This is a genomic window from Streptomyces daliensis (assembly GCF_054782395.1).
On the sequence record NZ_BAAGSO010000027.1, the window covers coordinates 1 to 19,412 of the forward strand.

20 protein-coding genes are annotated in these 19,412 nt (G+C 72.5%); 12 read left to right on the forward strand and 8 right to left on the reverse strand.

Going from position 1 to position 19,412, the window contains the following annotated elements:
• Nucleotides 1-224 precede the first annotated feature (224 nt).
• A complete protein-coding gene (gene mshD, locus ACYVOO_RS06015) occupies nucleotides 225-1,139 on the reverse strand; it encodes a mycothiol synthase (protein ID WP_461014592.1) in 915 nt (304 codons plus the stop codon).
• A 165-nt stretch (nucleotides 1,140-1,304) separates the two neighbouring features.
• Here mshD and ACYVOO_RS06020 point away from each other — a divergent pair, with 165 nt between their 5' ends.
• Nucleotides 1,305-3,215: a bifunctional metallophosphatase/5'-nucleotidase gene (locus ACYVOO_RS06020; RefSeq protein WP_461014593.1), complete on the forward strand. Its 1,911-nt coding sequence runs from the start codon at nucleotides 1,305-1,307 to the stop codon at nucleotides 3,213-3,215.
• 118 nt (nucleotides 3,216-3,333) lie between these two features.
• Here the strand turns inward: ACYVOO_RS06020 and ACYVOO_RS06025 are convergent, their stop codons facing one another.
• The 6 genes from ACYVOO_RS06025 to ACYVOO_RS06050 all read right to left on the reverse strand — a co-directional run bounded on the left by ACYVOO_RS06025 (nucleotide 3,334) and on the right by ACYVOO_RS06050 (nucleotide 9,547).
• Nucleotides 3,334-4,011 (reverse strand): NADPH-dependent FMN reductase, encoded by a 678-nt coding sequence (locus ACYVOO_RS06025; protein ID WP_461014594.1) that lies wholly within the window; start codon nucleotides 4,009-4,011, stop codon nucleotides 3,334-3,336.
• Between the two features lie 61 nt (nucleotides 4,012-4,072).
• A complete protein-coding gene (locus ACYVOO_RS06030) occupies nucleotides 4,073-5,569 on the reverse strand; it encodes a HAMP domain-containing sensor histidine kinase (RefSeq protein WP_461014595.1) in 1,497 nt (498 codons plus the stop codon).
• A complete protein-coding gene (locus ACYVOO_RS06035) occupies nucleotides 5,569-6,300 on the reverse strand; it encodes a response regulator transcription factor (protein ID WP_461014596.1) in 732 nt (243 codons plus the stop codon). The genes ACYVOO_RS06030 and ACYVOO_RS06035 overlap by 1 nt, the downstream gene beginning before the upstream one ends.
• A gap of 37 nt (nucleotides 6,301-6,337) precedes the next feature.
• Complete coding sequence (locus ACYVOO_RS06040; RefSeq protein WP_461014597.1) at nucleotides 6,338-7,531, reverse strand: S1C family serine protease; 1,194 nt, start codon at nucleotides 7,529-7,531, stop codon at nucleotides 6,338-6,340.
• 139 nt (nucleotides 7,532-7,670) lie between these two features.
• Nucleotides 7,671-8,699 carry a LacI family DNA-binding transcriptional regulator gene (locus tag ACYVOO_RS06045; RefSeq protein WP_461014598.1) on the reverse strand — a complete coding sequence of 343 codons (1,029 nt, stop codon included), beginning with the start codon at nucleotides 8,697-8,699 and terminating at the stop codon, nucleotides 7,671-7,673.
• A gap of 23 nt (nucleotides 8,700-8,722) precedes the next feature.
• Nucleotides 8,723-9,547, reverse strand: coding sequence for a response regulator transcription factor (locus tag ACYVOO_RS06050; RefSeq protein ID WP_461014599.1), 825 nt, complete (start codon nucleotides 9,545-9,547; stop codon nucleotides 8,723-8,725).
• Nucleotides 9,548-9,728: 181 nt separating this feature from the next.
• Here ACYVOO_RS06050 and ACYVOO_RS06055 point away from each other — a divergent pair, with 181 nt between their 5' ends.
• The 7 genes from ACYVOO_RS06055 (at nucleotide 9,729) to ACYVOO_RS06085 (ending at nucleotide 14,663) form a co-directional block, all read left to right on the forward strand.
• Nucleotides 9,729-10,727: an alpha/beta hydrolase family protein gene (locus ACYVOO_RS06055; protein WP_461014600.1), complete on the forward strand. Its 999-nt coding sequence runs from the start codon at nucleotides 9,729-9,731 to the stop codon at nucleotides 10,725-10,727.
• Between the two features lie 12 nt (nucleotides 10,728-10,739).
• Nucleotides 10,740-11,006, forward strand: a complete 267-nt coding sequence (locus ACYVOO_RS06060; RefSeq protein WP_461014601.1) for a MoaD/ThiS family protein — start codon at nucleotides 10,740-10,742, stop codon at nucleotides 11,004-11,006.
• Nucleotides 11,003-12,181, forward strand: a complete 1,179-nt coding sequence (locus ACYVOO_RS06065; protein WP_461014602.1) for a hypothetical protein — start codon at nucleotides 11,003-11,005, stop codon at nucleotides 12,179-12,181. The genes ACYVOO_RS06060 and ACYVOO_RS06065 overlap by 4 nt, the downstream gene beginning before the upstream one ends.
• 52 nt (nucleotides 12,182-12,233) lie before the next feature.
• The gene (locus ACYVOO_RS06070; protein ID WP_461014603.1) at nucleotides 12,234-12,944 is read left to right on the forward strand and encodes an LmeA family phospholipid-binding protein; all 711 of its coding nucleotides are present in this window, start codon (nucleotides 12,234-12,236) and stop codon (nucleotides 12,942-12,944) included.
• A 212-nt stretch (nucleotides 12,945-13,156) separates the two neighbouring features.
• On the forward strand, nucleotides 13,157-13,240 hold the full coding sequence (locus ACYVOO_RS06075; protein ID WP_453349018.1) for a putative leader peptide: 84 nt from the start codon (nucleotides 13,157-13,159) through the stop codon (nucleotides 13,238-13,240).
• A gap of 250 nt (nucleotides 13,241-13,490) precedes the next feature.
• Nucleotides 13,491-14,330: a sulfurtransferase gene (locus ACYVOO_RS06080; RefSeq protein ID WP_461014604.1), complete on the forward strand. Its 840-nt coding sequence runs from the start codon at nucleotides 13,491-13,493 to the stop codon at nucleotides 14,328-14,330.
• A gap of 45 nt (nucleotides 14,331-14,375) precedes the next feature.
• Nucleotides 14,376-14,663: a DUF1416 domain-containing protein gene (locus ACYVOO_RS06085; RefSeq protein WP_168480849.1), complete on the forward strand. Its 288-nt coding sequence runs from the start codon at nucleotides 14,376-14,378 to the stop codon at nucleotides 14,661-14,663.
• Nucleotides 14,664-14,789: 126 nt separating this feature from the next.
• Here the strand turns inward: ACYVOO_RS06085 and ACYVOO_RS06090 are convergent, their stop codons facing one another.
• On the reverse strand, nucleotides 14,790-15,152 hold the full coding sequence (locus ACYVOO_RS06090; RefSeq protein WP_461014605.1) for a DsrE family protein: 363 nt from the start codon (nucleotides 15,150-15,152) through the stop codon (nucleotides 14,790-14,792).
• 298 nt (nucleotides 15,153-15,450) lie between these two features.
• Here ACYVOO_RS06090 and ACYVOO_RS06095 point away from each other — a divergent pair, with 298 nt between their 5' ends.
• The 4 genes from ACYVOO_RS06095 to ACYVOO_RS06110 all read left to right on the forward strand — a co-directional run bounded on the left by ACYVOO_RS06095 (nucleotide 15,451) and on the right by ACYVOO_RS06110 (nucleotide 19,405).
• Complete coding sequence (locus ACYVOO_RS06095; protein ID WP_453348974.1) at nucleotides 15,451-16,014, forward strand: heme-binding beta-barrel domain-containing protein; 564 nt, start codon at nucleotides 15,451-15,453, stop codon at nucleotides 16,012-16,014.
• A 376-nt stretch (nucleotides 16,015-16,390) separates the two neighbouring features.
• On the forward strand, nucleotides 16,391-17,521 hold the full coding sequence (locus ACYVOO_RS06100) for a FecCD family ABC transporter permease (protein WP_461014606.1): 1,131 nt from the start codon (nucleotides 16,391-16,393) through the stop codon (nucleotides 17,519-17,521).
• A 3-nt stretch (nucleotides 17,522-17,524) separates the two neighbouring features.
• The gene (locus ACYVOO_RS06105) at nucleotides 17,525-18,328 is read left to right on the forward strand and encodes an ABC transporter ATP-binding protein (RefSeq protein ID WP_461014607.1); all 804 of its coding nucleotides are present in this window, start codon (nucleotides 17,525-17,527) and stop codon (nucleotides 18,326-18,328) included.
• Nucleotides 18,329-18,343: 15 nt separating this feature from the next.
• The gene (locus tag ACYVOO_RS06110; protein WP_461014608.1) at nucleotides 18,344-19,405 is read left to right on the forward strand and encodes an ABC transporter substrate-binding protein; all 1,062 of its coding nucleotides are present in this window, start codon (nucleotides 18,344-18,346) and stop codon (nucleotides 19,403-19,405) included.
• The last annotated feature ends 7 nt before the right edge of the window (nucleotides 19,406-19,412 follow it).

Sequence of the window (19,412 nt, forward strand, 5' to 3'; positions counted from 1 at the left end):
TCGTCCCGCTGGCGAGGGGGCACCTCCCAGCGGTAGCTGGGGGAGGGTGGGCACAACCCGTGCCACCGGCCCGCCACACGCGTGACGAAACCCCAAGGGGCACCGGCAGAGCGCACCCCTACGAGAAACACGCACCCCCGTGTGGCCTTCACCCCGCACCCCGTGAAGGGGCACAACCCGGTGAAGGGGCAACCCCTCGTTTCCTTCCGCGCCCCGCGAAGGGGTTAGCTCTCCGTGCGGTACATCAGGTCCGTTTCGTGGGTGCGGAAGCCCAGGCCCTCGTAGACGGCCACCGCCGCCACGTTGTCCGCGTCGACGTAGAGCATCGCCGTCGGCAGCCCCCGGTCCCGCTCCAGGTGGCGCAGGCCGACCGCCGTGAGGGCCTTGCCCAGGCCGCCCCCCTGCGCGCCGGGCGCGACGCCGAGGACGTAGACCTCCCCGAGCTGCTCCGCGCTGTGGACCTTCGTCCAGTGGAAGCCCACCAGCCGTGGCCCCTCGCCGTCGCCTCCCTGGCGCTCGGCGAGGAAGAAGCCCGCGGGGTCGAACCAGGGCTCGGCCTTCCTGTCGTCGAGGTCGCGCTGGGTGAGCCCGCCCTGTTCGGGGTGGTGCGCGAACGCCGCCGCGTTCAGCTCCAGCCAGGCCGCGTCGTCCTCACCGGGCCGGAACGTCCGCACCCGTACGCCCTCGGGCAGCGCCGGTGCGGCCAGGTCCAGCCCGGCCAGCGGACGCCGGAGCTGGCGCAGCTCGCGGAAGAGGGTGAGGCCGAGGACCTGCGCCAGGTGCCGGGCCGCCGGGTGGCCGCCGTGCGCCCAGACCCGCAGCCGCCGCCCGGACGCGTCGAGCAGCGCCTGCCCGAGCCGCCGCCCGTAGCCCTTCCCCCGGTGCGCGGGGTGGACGACCAGCTCACCGGCCGGCGCCTCCACGGGGTCGGTGTCCTCGAGCTGGGCGTAGCCGACCAGCTCTCCGCTCTGCCGCAGCAGCAGGTGCCTGACCCCTGTGCGGCGCCCGCCCCGCAACTGGAGCCGCCCCTGTTCCGATACGGCCGACTGCCCGTCGGCGCGGGCCGCCTCGTCGATCAGCTCCTGCGCCTCCCGTACGACCTCGGCCGACGCCTCGTCCGTTACCACCACGTCGCTCATGGGACACGACCTTACGACCCGTCCCGAATGTGCCGGACCACCACCGCGAAACCTGACGGTAACCCTCGTCGTCCTGACACGCTACGCGCGTTGACCTAGGCTGCCGTCCGCACCGAAGGTCCAGATGATCCAGACGGTCAGTCATCCGCAGAGGGGCACGTATCCATGACAGGAACTCCCGGCGTCAGAGGCATCGGACGAGAGCGGCACTCCGGGCGGCGAGGCCGACGGCGGCTCACCGTGGCGGGTGCGGCGCTGGCCGCCGCCGCGGGGCTGCTGGGCGCGGCCACCACCGCACCAGCCACCACCGCACCAGCCACCACCGCACCAGCCACCACCGCACCAGCGACCACCGCACCGGCCGCCACCGCACCGGCAGGCGCCGGCTCCCCGAGCGCCGCACACGGCAAGCGCACCGTGGACGTCCAGATGCTCTCCTTCAACGACTTCCACGGGAACCTGGAGCCGCCCCAGGGCTCCTCGGGCCAGGTGGCCGAGACGCAGCCGGACGGGACGGTGAGGCAGATACCGGCGGGCGGCGCCGAGTATCTGGCCTCCAGTCTGCGGACGGCGCGCGAGGGCGAGGGCTACACGGTCACGGCGGCGGCCGGTGACATGGTCGGGGCCAGCCCGCTGCTGTCGGGGCTGTTCCACGACGAGCCGACCGTCGAGGCGATGAACCGGCTCGGGCTCGACGTGACCTCCGTCGGCAACCACGAGTTCGACGAGGGCAAGGACGAGCTGAAGCGGCTCCAGAACGGCGGCTGCCACCCGGAGGACGGCTGCTACGAGAAGGGCCGGACCTTCGCTGGCGCCGACTACCCGTACCTCGCGGCGAACGTCACCCACGAGGGCACGAGGAAGCCGGTCCTGGACCCGACGTACGTGTGGAAGCACAAGGGCGTGCGGATCGGCTTCATCGGCGTCACCCTGGAGGGCACCCCGGACATCGTCTCCGCCGACGGCGTGAAGGGGCTCGACTTCCACGACGAGGTGGAGACGATCAACGCGTACGCGAAGAAGCTCCAGGCCAAGGGCGTGAAGTCGATCGTCGCGCTGGTCCACGAGGGCGGGCTGCCCGCGAGCACGTCGTACAACTACGACTGCGACAGTCCGGGCCCCGGCGACGGCATCTCGGGCCCCGTCGCCGACATCGCGAAGAAGGTCACCCCGAAGGTGGACGCGCTGGTCACGGGCCACACCCACCAGGCGTACGCGTGCACCGTGCCCGACCCCTCGGGCACCCCGCGCACCGTCACCTCGGCGGCGTCCTTCGGCAAGCTGTACACGGACACGACGCTCACCTACGACCGCGCGACGAAGGACATCGTCCGTACGCGTGTGAAGTCAGCGAACCACGTGGTGAGCCGCGAGCAGCCGAAGGCGAAGGACATGACCTCGCTCATCGCGCGCTGGAACAAGCTGGCGGCGCCGGTCGCGAACAGGCCGGTGGGCTGGATATCCGAGGACATCCCGGGGCGTGGCGCCAAGACCCCCGAGTCGCCGCTGGGCGATCTGATAGCCGACGCGCAGCTCGCCCACGGCCGCACCCACGACGAGAGCACCGACCTGGCGCTGATGAACCCGGGCGGCATCCGCGCCGATCTCGTCCACGCGGCCTCGGGCGGCGAGGGCGACGGTGTGGTCACCTACGGGGAGGGCTTCGCCGTCCAGCCGTTCTCCAACACGGTCAACCTCACCAGCCTGACGGGCGAGCAGCTGCTCCAGGTGCTCCGTGAGCAGGTCAGCGGCGCGAACGCGGCGTCGCCGAAGATCCTCCAGATGTCGGAGGGCCTGACCTACACGCTCGACATGACGGCCTCGGGCGCGGACCGCGTCGTCGCGGACTCGGTGCGGCTGAACGGTGAGCCGCTGGACCCGGACGCCACGTACCGGGTCGCGCTGAACTCCTTCCTCGCGGGCGGCGGCGACGGCTTCCCGACACTGGCGAAGGGCGGCGACCCGTATGTGGGCGGGGACGACTTGGAGGCGCTCCAGACGTATCTGAGCGACAGCTCGTCGGCCGACGCGCCGCTGCACGCGCCCGCCGCCGACCGGATCACGGTCGAGGACTGACGCGGGGACGGAGCGCGCCTGCGAGGGGGCCCCGTCGCGATCAGCGATCAGCGATCGCGGCGGGCCCCCTCGCCCACTCGTCCCCTCTCGCCCCTCACCCCCTCACCCCCTCGCGGGCTCAGCGCGCCGACCCGTAGGGCGTCCTCGTACGGGCCTCGCGCAGCGCCCTGCCCCACCATTCGAGCTGGCCCAGCATGGTGCGTGCCGCCTCGCCGGTGTCCTTGGCGTCGTGGGGGCGGCCGTCCTCGTCGAAGCGCTCCCAGGCCATGTGGAAGCTGAGCGCGTCGCGGACGGTGACCGCGTGCAGCTCGGGGAAGACCTGCCGCAGCTGTTCGACGGCGCGCAGGCCGCCCGACATCCCGCCGTACGAGACGAAGCCGACCGGCTTGGCGGCCCACTCGCCGTGAAACCAGTCGATGGTGTTCTTCAGGGGCGCGGGGAAGCTGTGGTTGTACTCGGGTGTCACGACGACGAACGCGTCCGCGTTCCCGAGCCGCCGCGAGAGCCCGTCCCGCACGGCCTCGACCCCGGCGGGCAGCGGGGCGGAGAAGTCCGGGAAGGCGACGGGCAGCACGTGCTCGGCCTCGGCCAGGTCGATGAGGTCGACGTCGAAGCCGCCGTGTTCGCGGGCCTCGGCCGCGAACCAGTCGGAGACGACGGGCCCGAAGCGGCCCTCCCTGACGCTTCCGACGATGACGGCCAGCCGCAGCACGTCCTCGCCGTCGTCCTCGGTAGTGGTGGCGGCGCGGGCCTCCGGGGTGGCGGAAGCGGTGACGGTGGCGGTGGCGGTGCTCATGACGGGCTCCTCTGGTGTCGTGGCCTGCTCGGTCACCCCAGAGTCGTCCTTCAAGTGAGGTTTAAGTCAAGCGCCCGCTGCCCAGGACGTCCTCCGCCGCCGCTTCCCCGCCCTCACCGGGCAGTTCGGGCGGCGGCGTCGCCGCACCGGGCAGCCGCAGCACCGCCACCGTGCCGGGCCCGTGCCCCTCGCCCGTTCCGGTCCCGTCCGCCGTCCCGTCCGCCGGGCCCAGCCCGATCTCGCCGCCGAGCTGCTGCGCCGTACGGGCCACGATGGACAGCCCCAGCCCGGACCCGGGCAGGCTGCGCGCCGAAGGCGAGCGCCAGAACCGGTCGAAGACGTACGGCAGTTCCTCGGCCGGGATGCCGGGCCCACGGTCCCGTACCCGCAGCGCGCCCTCCGCCAGCTCGACGGTGACCACACCGTCGGCCGGGCTGAACTTGACCGCGTTGTCCAGCAGATTGACCACCGCGCGCTCCAGCGCGGCGGGCTCGGCCCGCACGTACCAGGGCGCCAGCGCCGTCTCGATCGTCACCCCGGACTTGCGCAGCCTCGCCCGCTCCACGGCGCGGGCCGCGATCTCATGGAAGCCGACGACCTCGGCGTGCCCCGAACCCGGGGTGGCGTCGGGCCTGGACAGCTCCTGCAAGTCGCCGATCAGCGCGGCGAGTTCGGTCATCTGGGCCCGTACGGACTCCAGCAGCTCCTTGCGGTCCTCGGGCGGCAGCGAGCGCCCGGTCTCCTCGCTGCGGGTCAGCAGGTCGATGTTCGTGCGCAGCGAGGTCAGCGGCGTGCGCAGTTCGTGCCCCGCGTCGGCGATGAGCTGCTGCTGCAACTCGCGCGAGGAGGCCAGCGCGGCCGTCATCGAGTTGAAGGAGCGCGAGAGGCGGGCGATCTCGTCGTCCCCGTCGACGGGGATGCGGACCGCGAGGTCCTCGGTGCGCGCGATGTGCTCGACGGCGCCTGTCAGCCGGTCCACGGGCCGCAGGCCGGCGCGTGCCAGCGCCACACCGGCGCCCGCAGCGCCCAGCACCCCGGCGCCGCCGACGGCGGCCAGGATGAGGGCCAGCTTGCTCAGCGAGTCGTCGGTCTCGGTGAGGGGGCGGGCCACGGAGACGGCCACGTTGGTGCCCTCGACGGGGGTGGTGAGCACGCGGTAGTCCGTGCCGTCGCTGGCCCGCGAGGTGTGCACGGCCTCCTGCCGGGTGCGCTTGGCGACGGCCGCGTCGCTCTCGCTCACGTCCAGCTTGCTGCCGACGATCACACAGCTCTTGCCGTCGCGGTCCACGACCTGGACGGTCGCGCCGAAGGGGTTGGGCGCGCGGTCGTCTGCGGGGGTGCACTGGCCCGAGCGGACCTGGTCCACGATGAAGCCGGACTGGACCCGGCTGTTGCGCAGCGACTCGTCCAGCGAGCCCATCAGTTCGGCCCTTACGAGGAACCAGCAGGTCGTCGCGCACGCCGCCACCGCCAGCGCCACGGTGACGGCGGCCAGCAGCGCCAGCCGCGACCGCAGGGGCAGGGCGCGGCGTGCGCGCGCCGCCGACCAGGGTGCCATCACGCCGACTCGTCCCGCAGTACGTAGCCCACGCCGCGCACCGTGTGCACGAGGCGCGGCTCGCCGCCCGCCTCCGTCTTGCGCCGCAGATACATCACGTACACGTCCAGGGAGTTGGAGGAGGGCTCGAAGTCGAAGCCCCAGACGGCCTTGAGGATCTGCTCGCGGGTCAGCACCTGGCGCGGGTGCGAGAGGAACATCTCCAGCAGCGTGTACTCGGTGCGCGTCAGCTCCACGGGCCTGCCGCCGCGCGTCACCTCGCGCGTGCCGACGTCCATCCGCAGATCGCCGAAGACCAGCACCCCGGCGTCGGCGCCCGCGCCTGCCGCGCCCCGGTCCTGCGCGTAGGAGCTGCGCCGCAGCAGCGCCCTGATGCGGGCCAGCAGCTCGTCGAGTTCGAAGGGCTTGACGAGGTAGTCGTCGGCGCCCGCGTCCAGTCCCGTGACGCGGTCGCCGACGGTGTCCCTCGCGGTGAGCATGAGGATCGGCACATGGCAGCCGCTCGCGCGCAGCCGCCGTGCCGCGGTGAGTCCGTCCATGCGGGGCATCAGCACGTCGAGGATGATGAGGTCGGGACCGTAGGCGTCCGCCTTCTCGACCGCGTCCAGGCCGTCGACGGCCTCCTCGGTCCCGTACCCCTCGAAGCTGAGGCTGCGTCGCAGCGCGTCCCGCACAGCGGGCTCGTCGTCGACGATCAGCACCTTCATGGACTCCGACTCCGTGGCCACCATGGTGACTAGCTTCGCATCACCGGTGGCGACGTCCTGACTATCCATTGCCGTCCCGCAGGTCGTCCAGGATCTTCTTGACGTCGTTGACGGGGATCGCGAAGCCCAGGCCCACGCTGCCCGAGTCGCTGGCGGAGGCGCCGCCGGAGGAGGACGAGGAGGAGTACATCGCGGAGTTGATCCCGATGATCTCCCCGTTCATGTTGACGAGGGCTCCGCCGGAGTTGCCCGGGTTGAGGGAGGCGTCGGTCTGGATGGCCTTGTACGAGGTGGTGTCGGAGCCGACCTCGCCGTTGTACTGGCCGCCGCCGAACTCGAACGGCCAGCGCTGGCCGCCCTGCCCCTGGCCCTGGCCCTGGCCGTCCTCCTTCTGGACGGTCACCTCGCGGTCGAGGGCCGAGACGATGCCGCTGGTCACCGTGCCGGACAGCCCCTCGGGGGAGCCGATGGCGACGACCTCGTCGCCCACGCCCACCTTGGAGGAGTCGCCGAGGGTGGCCGGGGTCAGGTCGCTGACGCCCTGCACCTTGATCAGGGCCATGTCATGGTCGGGGCTGGTTCCGACGACCTCGGCCGTCGCCGTCTTGCCGTTGCTGAAGGTGACCTTCACGGACTGGCTGCCGGAGACGACGTGGTTGTTGGTGAGGATCTCGCCGTCCTTGGAGATGACCACGCCCGAGCCCGTCGACTGGCCGTTGCCCGAGGTCGCCTGGATCTCCACGACGCTGGGGCTCACCGCCTTGGCGACGCCCGCGACGGTCCCGTCGGCCGCGGCCGACGACGCGTTGGTGCCGCTCACGGTGCTGGTGGCGCTGCTCCGGTCGTTGCCGCCGATGAGCTGCTGCACGCCGACGGCCGTACCGCCGCCGATCACCGCAGCGCCGACGGCGACGGCCGCGAGCAGCGCGACGGGCCGCCGCATCCGGCGCTTGCGCCTGCCGTGCCCGGGGTCGGCCGCATCGGGCGCGGGCTGTCCGAAGGTCCCGTCGGCCGGGGGCGGCGGAAAGCCGTCGCCGGGCGCGAGCTGTGCGGGCTGTGCCGGCTGCGCGGACTCCGCGTGCTGTGCGGGCTGCGCGTGCTGCGGCGCGGCGGGCTGGACAGTGGGCTGGACGAGGGTGTCGTCGGCCGCGGGCCGCGCGTGGCCCTCGCCGTAGGGCGCCGGGCCCGGCTCGTACGGGGGCACCGGCGGCGGGCTCACGGGAGGAGGCACCTGGGAATCGCGGTATTCGCTCATGCCACCGAGAATGGGCGCCCACTATGAGAGCTTCCTGAGCCCTGCCTGAGAAGCAGCCGAGATTCCGGTGGCGGGCCGTCAGCGGATTCAGACGAATACGAACGGGCCCCGGGCCGCCCCCATTCCGCGTCGTCGCAGGTCAGTCCACGTCGCAGCCGCAGGAGCGGCGCAGCACCAGGCCCGAGGGGAACTGCCGGACGCGCTCGCGCCGGGAGCCGACCACGCGCAGGGAGTCGTCGAGGACGAGATCGACGGCGGCCTTCGCCATGCCCTCGCGGTCCGAGCCGACGGTGGTCAGGGGCGGGTCGGTGAGGGCCGCCTCCTTGACGTCGTCGAAGCCCACCACGGCCAGTTCGCGCGGCACGTCGATGTTCAGCTCGCGCGCGGCCCGCATGACGCCGATCGCCTGGTCGTCCGTCGAGCAGAAGACGGCCGTCGGGCGGTCCGGGCCGCTGAGCAGGCCGAGCGCGTGCCGGTAGGTGTCGTAGCGGTTGTAGGGGGCGGGGAAGAGGCGCCCCTCCACCGACTTGCCCGCCTCCCGCATCGCGCGGCTCCAGCCCTCGACGTGGTCGGTCACCGGGTCCCCCGACTTGGGGGTGGACTCAAGGCCGCCGAGGCAGGCGACGTACTCGTGCCCGTGCTCCAGCAGATGCCGCGTGGCCATCTGGGCGCCACCGACGTCGTCGAGCCTGACGGCGACGTCGTCGATGGCCTCGGGACGGCGGTGCAGGAGCACGACGCGCGCGTCCCACGCGTCGATCTCCACGGCCGCGTGCTCGCTCGGCCCCTGGCTGATGAGGATCAGCCCGGAGACCCGCATGCCCAGGAAGGCCCGCAGATAGTGGACTTCGCGCTCGTCCAGATAGTCGGAGTTGCCGACGAGCACCATCTTCCCGCGCTCGGCAGCGGCCTGCTCGACGGCGTGCGCCATCTCCGCGAAGAACGGCTGCCGCGCGTCCGGGACGATCAGCCCTATGAGATCGGTGCGGCGCGAGGCCATGGCCTGCGCGACGCGGTCGGGGCGGTAGCCCAGCTCCTTGATCGCGGCGAGCACCCGCTCTTTGGTGGCCGGTGCGACCGGTCGGGGTCCGTTGTTGATCACATAGCTGACGACCGCGGTCGACGTACCCGCCAGTCTTGCCACATCGTCCCGCGTCACCTTGGCCACGGCGGCAGTCTACGCGGGCAGCGTCACCCCTCCGTCTGCCGTGAGGTGGAGATCCGCGAACCCCGCGCGGTGCCGCGCGCGCCCTCGTCCACGGCTTCCCTCGCGACCTGAGCGGCCGCCTCGGTGATCGCCTTGGCGTCGGCCTTCGCCTTCTTCTCCTCGGCCGACTTCTCGCCCTTCTCCGGCGAGACGAAGCGGTAGCCGACGTTCCGGACGGTGCCGATCAGCGACTCGTGCTCGGGCCCGAGCTTCGCACGCAGGCGCCGTACGTGCACATCGACGGTGCGGGTGCCGCCGAAGTAGTCGTAGCCCCACACCTCCTGGAGGAGCTGGGCGCGGGTGAAGACCCGCCCCGGGTGCTGCGCCAGGTACTTCAGCAGCTCGAACTCCTTGAAGGTCAGGTCCAGGACCCGGCCCTTGAGCTTGGCGCTGTAGGTGGCCTCGTCGACGGACAGGTCTCCGTTGCGGATCTCCATCGGGCTGTCGTCCGTGGCGATCTGCTGACGGCCCGTGGCCAGCCGCAGCCGCGCCTCGACCTCGGCGGGGCCCGCGGTGTCGAGCAGCACGTCGTCCACGCCCCAGTCGGCGGTGACGGCGGCGAGCCCGCCCTCGGTGACGATGAGGACGAGGGGGCAGCCGGGGCCCGTGGAGCGCAGCAGCTGGCAGAGCGAGCGGACCTGCGGGAGGTCGCGGCGCCCGTCGATGAGGATGACGTCGGCACCCGGGGTGTCGACGAGGGCAGGACCCTCGGCGGGGGCCACACGCACGTTGTGCAGCAGCAGGCCGAGCGCGGGGAGGACTTCGGTGGAGGGCTGGAGAGCGTTCGTCAGCAGGAGTAGCGAGCTCACGTCTGAGTTCCTTCCTCAGTCCCGGTGAGGACGTATGGCGGCACTGCTTCGTACGGCTTGGCTTGTGTCTCCTGAAAGCGCGTCGCGCACTCCCGTAGGGGCGTGCGGCGGGCTCTTGAAAGCACAAAAGGACCCGGGGGCGGCGCTGCCCGGATCCTTCTGACACAGCAGAATAGCCGAGATGAGCGGCGGAATGGAGTGTGAGATCGCTCGCGCGGGCGCATCGGCGGTCACGCGACGTGAGAGCGGCGGCACGCTGCGCGCGACACTGCGCACGGCCGACGGGGTGCCGATCGAGGCGGCGTACACGCCGTGCGGGGCGGGCGCCGCCCCTTACGCGACGGTCCTCGCGCACGGCTTCACGGGCGCGCTGGAGCGGCCCGCGCTGCGCCGCGCCGCCGCCGTGCTGGCCCGGCACTCGGCCGTCGTCACCTTCTCCTTCCGTGGCCACGGCGGCTCCGGCGGGCGCTCGACGGTCGGCGACCGCGAGGTGCTGGACCTGGCAGCGGCCGTGCGCTGGGCCCGCTCGCTGGGTCACTCGTACGTGGTCACGGTGGGCTTCTCGATGGGCGGCTCCGTGGTGCTGCGGCACGGGGCGCTGTACCGCCCGGACCGCACGGACGGCGGCGCGGATGACAACACAGCGTGCGCGGATTTGTATACGAAGCACGGGGGGCGCGCGGGGGCGCACGACGGAGCACTTGTCCACATGCCGGACATGGAACCGCCCCAGCCGCCCGCGCACGCCGACGCCGTCGTCTCCGTCAGCGCCCCGGCCCGCTGGTACTACCGGGGCACGGCGCCCATGCGGCGGCTGCACTGGGTGATCCAGCGCCCCGTGGGCAGGCTCGTCTCCCGTTACGGGCTGCGCACCCGCGTGTATCCGCGCGACTGGGACCCGGTGCCGCTCTCCCCCGTGGCGGCGGCGCCGCTGGTCTCGCCCGCGCCGCTGCTCGTCGTGCACGGCGACCGCGACCCGTACTTCCCGCTCGACCACCCCCGCTCCCTCGCGGCTGCGGCCGATCCTGAGCACTCGGAGCTGTGGATCGAGCCCGGCTTCGGGCACGCGGAGAACGCGGCGGACCCGGCGCTGCTGCACCGGATCGGGTCATGGGCGGGTGCGCGGTGCCGGGAGCCCGGCCCGGCACGTCATCATGGGAGCCGCAACGCAGACGGCTGAGAGGGACCGACCATGGCGAGTGGCACGATCCGTTACTGGGCGGCGGCCAAGGCCGCAGCCGGGATCGCGGAGGAGCGGTACGAGGCCATGACGCTCGCCGAGGCGCTCGACGGCGCCCGCGAGCGGCACATGGAGCGGCCCGACTTCGCCCGCGTCCTGCTGCGCTGCTCGTACCTGGTGGACGGCGACCCCGTGGGCACCCGCGCCCACGACACGGTCCGGCTGGCCGAGGGCGGCACCGTCGAGGTGCTCCCGCCGTTCGCCGGGGGCTCCGTATGAGCGACCAGCAGGGATACGGGTACGGGGACGGGCAGCAGTACGGGCACGGCTACGGGCACGAGGGGTACGAGCAGCCGTACGGGCAGCCGTACGGCCAGCAGGCCCCCGTCGACCCGTACGCACAGCAGGCGCCCCAGCAGCAGGGGCCGCACGGCGCCTACGGGCCACCGGCCGACGGCTACGGCCAGGGCGCCTACGGCCAGCAGTACGGCGCAGGGGCGCTGCCGCCCGAGCGGGGCGCGCCCGCGCAGGGCCGGCCGGTGACCACGACGGCCCCCGGCGGGGTGCACGGGGTTCCCCCGGAGCAGGGCTACGGGCAGGGGTACGGATACGGGCAGGGCCCGGCCTACGGGGACACCACGGCGTACGGCGACGGCATCGTTCCCCCGCCCACACCGCCCGGCGACGCCGCACAGGACGCGTCGGCCGCCCCAGCCGCGCCCCGTCGCGAGGGGTCGCCGATCATCGCGCCGGGGCTCCAGCCCGCCGCGCTCACCGCCGTGCTGAGCCTGCTGCTCGCCGTCGCCGCGCCGCTGGGCAGCGTGCCGCTGGCGGTCGCCGTCGTACTGCTCCAGGCCGTCACCGCTGCGGGCTGGTTCCGGCTCAACGGGATGTGGCCCGCGCGGCAGGGCATCGCGCTCGCCTTCCTCGGGGGCGTGGTCACCGACGTCGGGCTGCTGGTCGCCGACGAGGACCAGGCGCCCACCGTGGTCATCGGCACCCTCGGCGTCTGGTGCGTCCTCACGCTGCTGCTGCACCTGCGCAACCGTTCGGGGGCCGACGAGCGCCTGTACGCGCTCACCGCTGGCATCACGACCACCGCGCTCACCGTCGTCGCCGCTGGCCACCTCGTGGCGGCGCCCGAGGCGGTCACCACGGGCGCTGCGGGCGTCGCAGCGGCCACGCTCGCCCGTGCGCTGCCGCTGCCCTCCGTCGTCTCCCTCGTCGTCGCGCTGCTCGCGGCGGCCGGTGTGGGCGTGGCGGTCGGCGGGCTGACGGGTCTCGGCTCGGCGGGCGCGCTGGTCGGTGCGGTGGCGGGGGCCTGCGCACTGGCCGGGCTGCGGGTGGCCAGCTACGACTTCCCGTCGCGCTTCGTCCACATGACCGCGGGTGTAGCGCTGCCGCTGACGCTCGCGGCGCCCGCCGTGCATCTCCTCGGCCGGGCCCTGGGCTGACAGCGGTCGCGTTAGGCTCGCGGCACGTCGACTGCATGGGGGAAAGAACGCAATGCGCGCACTTCGCATACTGCTGGTCTTCCTGGTGATCTTCGCGGTGCTCTTCGTCGCCGCCGACCGCATCGCGCTCAAGCTCGCCGAGGACGAGGCGGCCGAGCGCGTCAGGAGTGCCCAGGGTGTCGCGGAGGCCGGTGACGCCTCCGTGGACGTCCAGGGCTTCCCGTTCCTCACCCAGGTGTTCGCGAAGGAGCTGGACCAGGTCGACGTCACGCTGGACGGGCTCACCGCGCAGGCGGGCGACCGCGAGGTGACCGTCACGAAGATCGACGCGCAATTGCGGCACGTGAAGCTGGAGAACAACTACTCCTCGGCCGTGGCCCAGGACGCCACGGGCACGGCCCTGATCTCCTACGCGGACCTCTCCAAGGCGGCTGACGAGGGCGTGAAGGTCGGCTGGGGCGGCAAGAACGCGAAGGGCGAGGGCCAGGTCGAGGTCACGGCGGGCGTCACCCTGCTGGGCCGCAGCTTCGAGCGCAGCGTCCACAGCACGGTGAGCCTCAAGGACGGCGACACGGTGAAGCTGCACGCCGAGAAGGTGCCGGGTGACGGCATCCCGGGCGTCGAGGACGCGATCCGCAAGAAGATCGACTTCGACCGGACGATCAGCGGCCTGCCCAAGGGCCTGGAGCTGAACCGGGTCGAGGCCACGAAGAAGGGCATCGTGCTGGGCGTGAAGGGCACCGGCGTCGAGCTGGGCGGCTGAGACGGCCGACGGCCCGGCCCGACGCACCAGCCCGGCATCCCAGTACGCGAGACGGGCCCGTCCGAGGGCCGGTGAACCCAGGCGGCGCGCGGCCCCCGCGCGCCGCTTCCGTATGCCGTCGCACGTTCACTCATCTCAGTATACGAACAAGACCGTCTCAGAATCCGGATCGACGGTGACACGGCCCCTCCCCCGTCCTTACGATCGACCGCATGAAGCGACAGGCGGACCTCACGAAGCGACGGGCAGTCGACCTGTGCCGCGTCGCCGCCATGCTCTGTCGCGCGGCCGGCTGACGGCTGTCCGCCCCCAGGCAGGCACCGCACGGCGCGCCCGCGCCCCGCACCCCGTAGCCGCACCGTTCCTGGTGCGCGCGGCGGCGTGCCCCCTGGCCGGGCCGGGTGCCGGGCAAGGTGCCGCAGCCGTTTCCTCACCCGCTTCCCGCGCGTACGGCAGCAGTGCGCGCACCCCGAATCTCCGCAGGTACGGGCGCTCCCCCGCCCGTACACACCGCACCCGCCCACCCCGCTCCCGGAGGAGAACAGCATGAGCCGCAGCGACGTCCTGGTAGACGCCGACTGGGTCGAGGCCCGCATCGACGACCCGAAGACGGTCATCGTCGAGGTGGACGAGGACACCTCGGCCTACGACAAGAACCACATCAAGAACGCCGTCCGCATCGACTGGAAGCAGGACCTCCAGGACCCGGTGCGCCGCGACTTCGTCGACCAGGCGGGCTTCGAGAAGCTGCTGTCGGAGAAGGGCATCGCCAACGACGACACCGTCGTCCTCTACGGCGGCAACAACAACTGGTTCGCCTCCTACGCCTACTGGTACTTCAAGCTCTACGGCCACCAGGACGTGAAGCTCCTCGACGGTGGCCGCAAGAAGTGGGAGCTGGACTCCCGCGACCTGGTCGCCGAGGTCCCGACCCGCGCGAAGACCGACTACAAGGCCAAGCCGCAGGACCTGTCGATCCGCGCCTTCCGCGACGAGGTCGTGGACGCGATCGGCACCAAGAACCTCGTCGACGTGCGCTCGCCCGACGAGTTCAGCGGCAAGCTGCTCGCCCCGGCCCACCTCCCGCAGGAGCAGTCGCAGCGCCCCGGCCACGTGCCGAGCGCCCGCAACATCCCGTGGTCGAAGTCGGCCAACGACGACGGCACCTTCAAGTCCGACGAGGAGCTGAAGGAGCTGTACGAGGGCGAGGGCGTGGACCTGGCCAAGGACACCATCGCCTACTGCCGCATCGGTGAGCGCTCCGCGCACAGCTGGTTCGTGCTGCACGAGCTGCTGGGCCAGGAGAACGTCAAGAACTACGACGGCTCCTGGACCGAGTACGGCTCGCTCGTCGGCGTGCCCGTCGAGCTCGGCGCCAACGACTGACGGCCAACCCGGCCGACCCGATCACACCGAGAGGACCGTAGACGCATGTGCGGAGCGAAGGCAGGCGGCCCGGACGCCTCCACCATCAAGCCCGGCGAGACCACCATCCAGGGCAGCGTGACCCGTGACGGCGAGCCCGTCACCGGCTACGTGCGGCTCCTGGACTCGACCGGCGAGTTCACGGCCGAGGTTCCCACCTCCGCCACGGGTCAGTTCCGCTTCTACGCGGCCGAGGGCACGTGGACGCTGCGCGCCCTGGTGCCCGGCGGCACGGCCGACCGTACGGTCGTCGCCGAGAAGGGCGGCCTCGCGGAGGTCGCCATCGCGGTCTGACGACCGGCACCGACTGCGGCGAGGGCCGCACCCCCAGGGTTGGACGCCACTGGCTGGGGGTGCGGTCCTCGCCGTGTTCCGTTTTCCGCGTGCTGTGTTCTTTCTGCGTGCCGTGTTCCGGGCCGCTCAGTAGACGAGGGCCCGGGTGTCGTCGGCCATCGCCTCGCTGACGAAGACCTGGGCTCCCGCGATGCGCACCCCCTCCAGTACGTCGCCCTCGCCGATGCCGCGCCGCTTCGCGCACTGAGTGCACAACGTGATGCGCCCGCCGGCCCTGATGCCCTCGATCAGCTCGGGCAGCGGCGCCGCGTGCGGCAGCTCGAACTCGGCAGCACGGCCCGGCAGCGCGAACCACGCCGACTCGCCGGTCAGCCAGAGCGACACCTCCACGCCGCTCGCCGCGGCGACCGCGGCCACCGTGAACGCCTGCGAGCACCGTTCGGGCGCGTCCGCGCCCGCCGTCACCTTGATCACGAGCTTCTTCGCCATGCGCCGAGCCTACGGCCGCTGCGCGGCGCCCGGCGCGGACCGCGCCCCGCCGGGAACCTCACAGCGCGACGCGCGCGGGCGACGACTAGACTCGGCCCCGTCCGTAAGACACCACTCTTCGCCCCGCTCAAGGAGAGCCCCCCGTGCTTGAGGCATTCTTCACCGCACTGATGGTCCTGGTCTGTGTCGGCACCGTGGCCTTCGCCGGTCTCACCCTCAAGAAGCTCTTCCAGGGCCAGCGCTGAGCGACCGGACCACCACCGCACCCCTCGCCCCCTAGAGATCGTCTGAGCCCCTCATGATCGAGATCCCGTCCGACCTCCACCCGGACCTCGTCCCGCTCGCCTTCCTCCTCGGTGACTGGCAGGGCGCCGGTGTCGCCGACTTCCCGGGCATGGACAAGTGCAACTTCGGGCAGGAGGCCAGCTTCCGCCACGACGGCCGAGACTTCCTTGAGTACGTCTCGCACACCTGGGAGCTGGACGCCGAGGGCAACAAGGTCCGCCCCTTGGAGACCGAGACCGGCTACTGGCGGATCGACAAGGAGCGCCAGGTCGAGGTCGTGATGATCCGGGACCAGGGCGTCGCCGAGATCTGGTACGGCGAGATGGCCGAGCAGAAGCCCCAGATCGACCTGGCGACGGACGCCATCGCGCGTACGCCCTCCGCCGGGGAGTACAGCGGCGGCAAGCGGCTCTACGGCTACGTCAAGGGCGACCTGATGTGGGTCGGCGAGAAGTCCACCCCCGAGGTGCCGCTGCGCCCGTACATGTCGGCGCACCTGAAGAAGGCCGTCGACCCGAGCGAGTGGGCCAAGGACCTCAAGGACCTGCCCGACGACGGCATCGCCTTCTTCAAGTAGGCCGGAGCCTCCCGTAGGTCCGTACGTTCCGCGCACGCCAACTCCATAGCCAAGGCACCCCGCGGGGGAAGACCGGTCGAAGTCCGGCGCTGACCCGCAACGGTAGACGGAGCCCTCCCCACGGGGAGGGCCGTGAGCCCGAACACCCGCGAGGCCGCCCTAGGGGGTGTCGTCACAGTCCCGTCTGGGCCGCGGCGTCTGGCACGCACACTCGCGACGTTGTCGGTCGTCAGCGCAGCCCGCTGCGCTTTCCTCCCTCCGCCTTGCGATTGCACGCACCAGACGCCGCGGCCCCCGGCCTACCGGCCGGACGACGCTACTGTGACGACACCCCCTAGCTCCTGACAACTCGCCGTGGACTGCGAGAAGGGCGCCCGTGACTTCCCCCGTACCCGCTTCCCCCGCCACGCCCGCCGCCGCAGGCGGCACCGGCGACGGCAACAGCGACGGCCCGATACCCGGCGCCGCACGCAGGCTCCCCGTACCGCCCCTCGTCGCCGCGCTCTGCTGCGTGCTGCTGCTCTCGCTCCTGTGCGCCGTGGCGCTCGGCGCCTCCGGCATCGGCTGGGGCCACTCCGTACGGCTGCTGCACGCGGGCCTGACCGGCGGAGCGCTCGGCGCCGACGAGCGCTCCGCCTACACCGTCGTCTGGGACCTGCGGCTGCCGCGCGCCCTGCTCGCGGCCGTCGTCGGCGCCGGGCTGGCCTCCGTGGGCGTCGCCGTGCAGGCGCTGGTGCGCAACGCGCTCGCCGACCCCTTCGTCCTCGGCATCTCCTCAGGGGCCGCCGTCGGCGCCAACGCCGTGCTCCTCTTCGGCGCGCTCGGCGCCCTCGGGATCTGGGCGCTGTCCGTCTCCGCCTTCGTGTCCGCGCTCGCCGCGATGGCCCTCGTCTACGCGGTGGCCCGCACCGCCCAGGGCCTCACCCCGCTGCGGCTCGTCCTCACGGGCACCGCGATGTACTACGGGTTCTCCGCGCTGACCACGCTCATGGTGTTCGCCGCCGAGCGCGGCGAGGCCGCGCGCTCCGCCATGATGTGGCTGCTGGGCAGCCTCGGCGGCGCGAGCTGGGCCTCGCTGCCCATCGCCACGGGCGCGGTCGCCGCCGGGCTCGCGTACCTGCTGCTGTCGGCCCGGCGTCTGAACGCGCTCGCCATGGGCGACGAGACCGCCGCCGCGCTGGGCGTCGACGCGGGACGGCTGCGCCGGGAGCTGTTCCTGCTGGCCGCAGCCGTCACCGGCGCAGTCGTGGCCGTCAGCGGCGCCATCGGCTTCGTCGGCCTGATGGTGCCGCACGCCGTCCGCGTCCTCGTCGGCGCCGACCACCGCCGCGTCCTGGCCGTAGCGCCGCTCGCCGGAGCGGTGCTGCTGGTGTGGGTTGACGTGCTCTCGCGGATCGTCCTCGCGCCCGTCGAGCTGCCGGTCGGGGTGCTCACCGCCGTGATCGGCGTCCCCTGCTTCCTGCTGCTGATGCGCCACCGCGCCGGATACACCTTCGGGGGTGCGTGAGCCGTGCGCGTCGACATCGAGGGGCTGACGGTCGAGCGGTCGGGCGCCACGCTCGTGCGCGAGGTGGACCTGCGCGCCGGCGAGGGGGAACTCGTCGGCCTCGTCGGGCCCAACGGGAGCGGCAAGTCCAGCGTGCTGCGCTGCGTCTACCGCGCCTCGCGGCCCACGTCGGGGACGGTGCGGATCGACGGCGACGACCTGTTCGCGCTCACCCCGCGCGAGGGGGCGCGGCGGCTGGCGGCGCTGCCGCAGGAGCAGGCGGGCGAGTTCGACTTCACCGTCGACGAGATCGTCGCGATGGGCCGCCTCCCCCACCAGCGCGCGGCGGCCCGCACCAGCGAAGCCGACCGCGCGGCCTGCGCCGCCGCGCTGCGCAGGGTCGGCGCCGCGCATCTGGCGGGGCGCGGCTTCCGCACCCTCTCGGGCGGCGAGCGGCAGCGGGTGTTGATCGCCCGCGCGCTCGCGCAGGAGCCCCGCGTCCTCGTCCTGGACGAGCCGACCAACCATCTGGACATCGCCCAGCAACTGGAGGTCCTCGCGCTGGTGCGGGAGAGCGGGCTGACGGTCCTCACCGCGCTCCACGACCTCAACCTCGCCGCCGTGCACTGCGACCGGCTGCACGTCATCTCGGGCGGCGCGATCGTCGCCTCCGGCGCCCCGCACGACGTGCTGACGCCCGCGCTGCTCGCCGAGGTCTTCGGCGTACGGGCGCACCGCGTGCGGCATCCCGAGACGGGCGCCGTGCAGTTGCTGTTCGACCGCCTCCCCGCCCTCCCCTCTCTGCCTTCCCGCCCCTCCGCCATCTGAAGGAGCCCGCGCCCCATGCGTCCTCTGCACTCCTCGCGTCAGCAGACAACAGCCGCTCTCGCTCTCGTCACCCTGGTCACCATCACCGCCTCCGGCTGCGGGGCGAAGATCGCCGAGAACTCCGCGGACGACGAGGCGGGCGGGCGCGGCAAGCCCGTCACCCTCACCAACTGCGGCGAGAAGGTCACCTTCGACCGGCCGCCGGAGCGCGTGGTCACCAACGACGTCGGCATCACCGAGATCATGTTCGCGCTCGGCCTCGCGGACCGGATGGCGGGCTACGCCATGCCGGACGACAAGGGCGACCTCGGCGCCGTCCCCTGGAAGGACGGCTACAAGAAGACGAAGTGGCTCTCCAAGAAGCAGCTCAGCCAGGAGCTGGTCCTCGACGCCAAGGCCGACCTGGTCTTCGCCGGCTGGGGCTACGGCTTCAACGAGGGCGACGGCTTCACCCCGGCCCGGCTCAAGAAGCTGGGCGTCGACTCGTATCTGCTCACCGAGTCCTGCCGCAACGGCCACGAGGGCGGCGGCAGCGGCGGAAGCGGCAGCAAGGCGCGCGGGGTGATGCCACCGCTGGAGGCCCTCTACACCGACCTGCGCAACCTCGGGAAGCTCTTCGGCGTCGAGAAGCGCGCCGAGGCCCTCGTCGCCCGCTTCTCCGCGCAGGTCGCGGAGGCCCGCGACAAGGCCCCGAAGGGCGCGGACCGGCCCCGCGTCTTCCTCTACGACGACGGCCGCGACAAGCCGCTGACCTCGGGCCGCTACGCGGGCCCGCACGACATCATCACCAAGGCGGGCGGCGACCACGTGATGAAGGACCTCGACGACACATGGACGACGGTCGGCTGGGAGACAGTCGTCCAGCGCGACCCTGAGGTCATCGTGATCAACGACTACGGGGACACCAGCGCGGCCCAGAAGGAGAAGTTCCTGAAGTCCTACGCGCCGCTCCGCAACGTCTCCGCGATCAAGAACGACCGCGTCTTCACCCTGGACTACGCCGACCTGGTCGAGAGCCCCCGCAACCCCGACGCGATCGCCAGGCTGGCCACGTATCTGCGGAGCGTGAAGAGGTGAGCGGCCG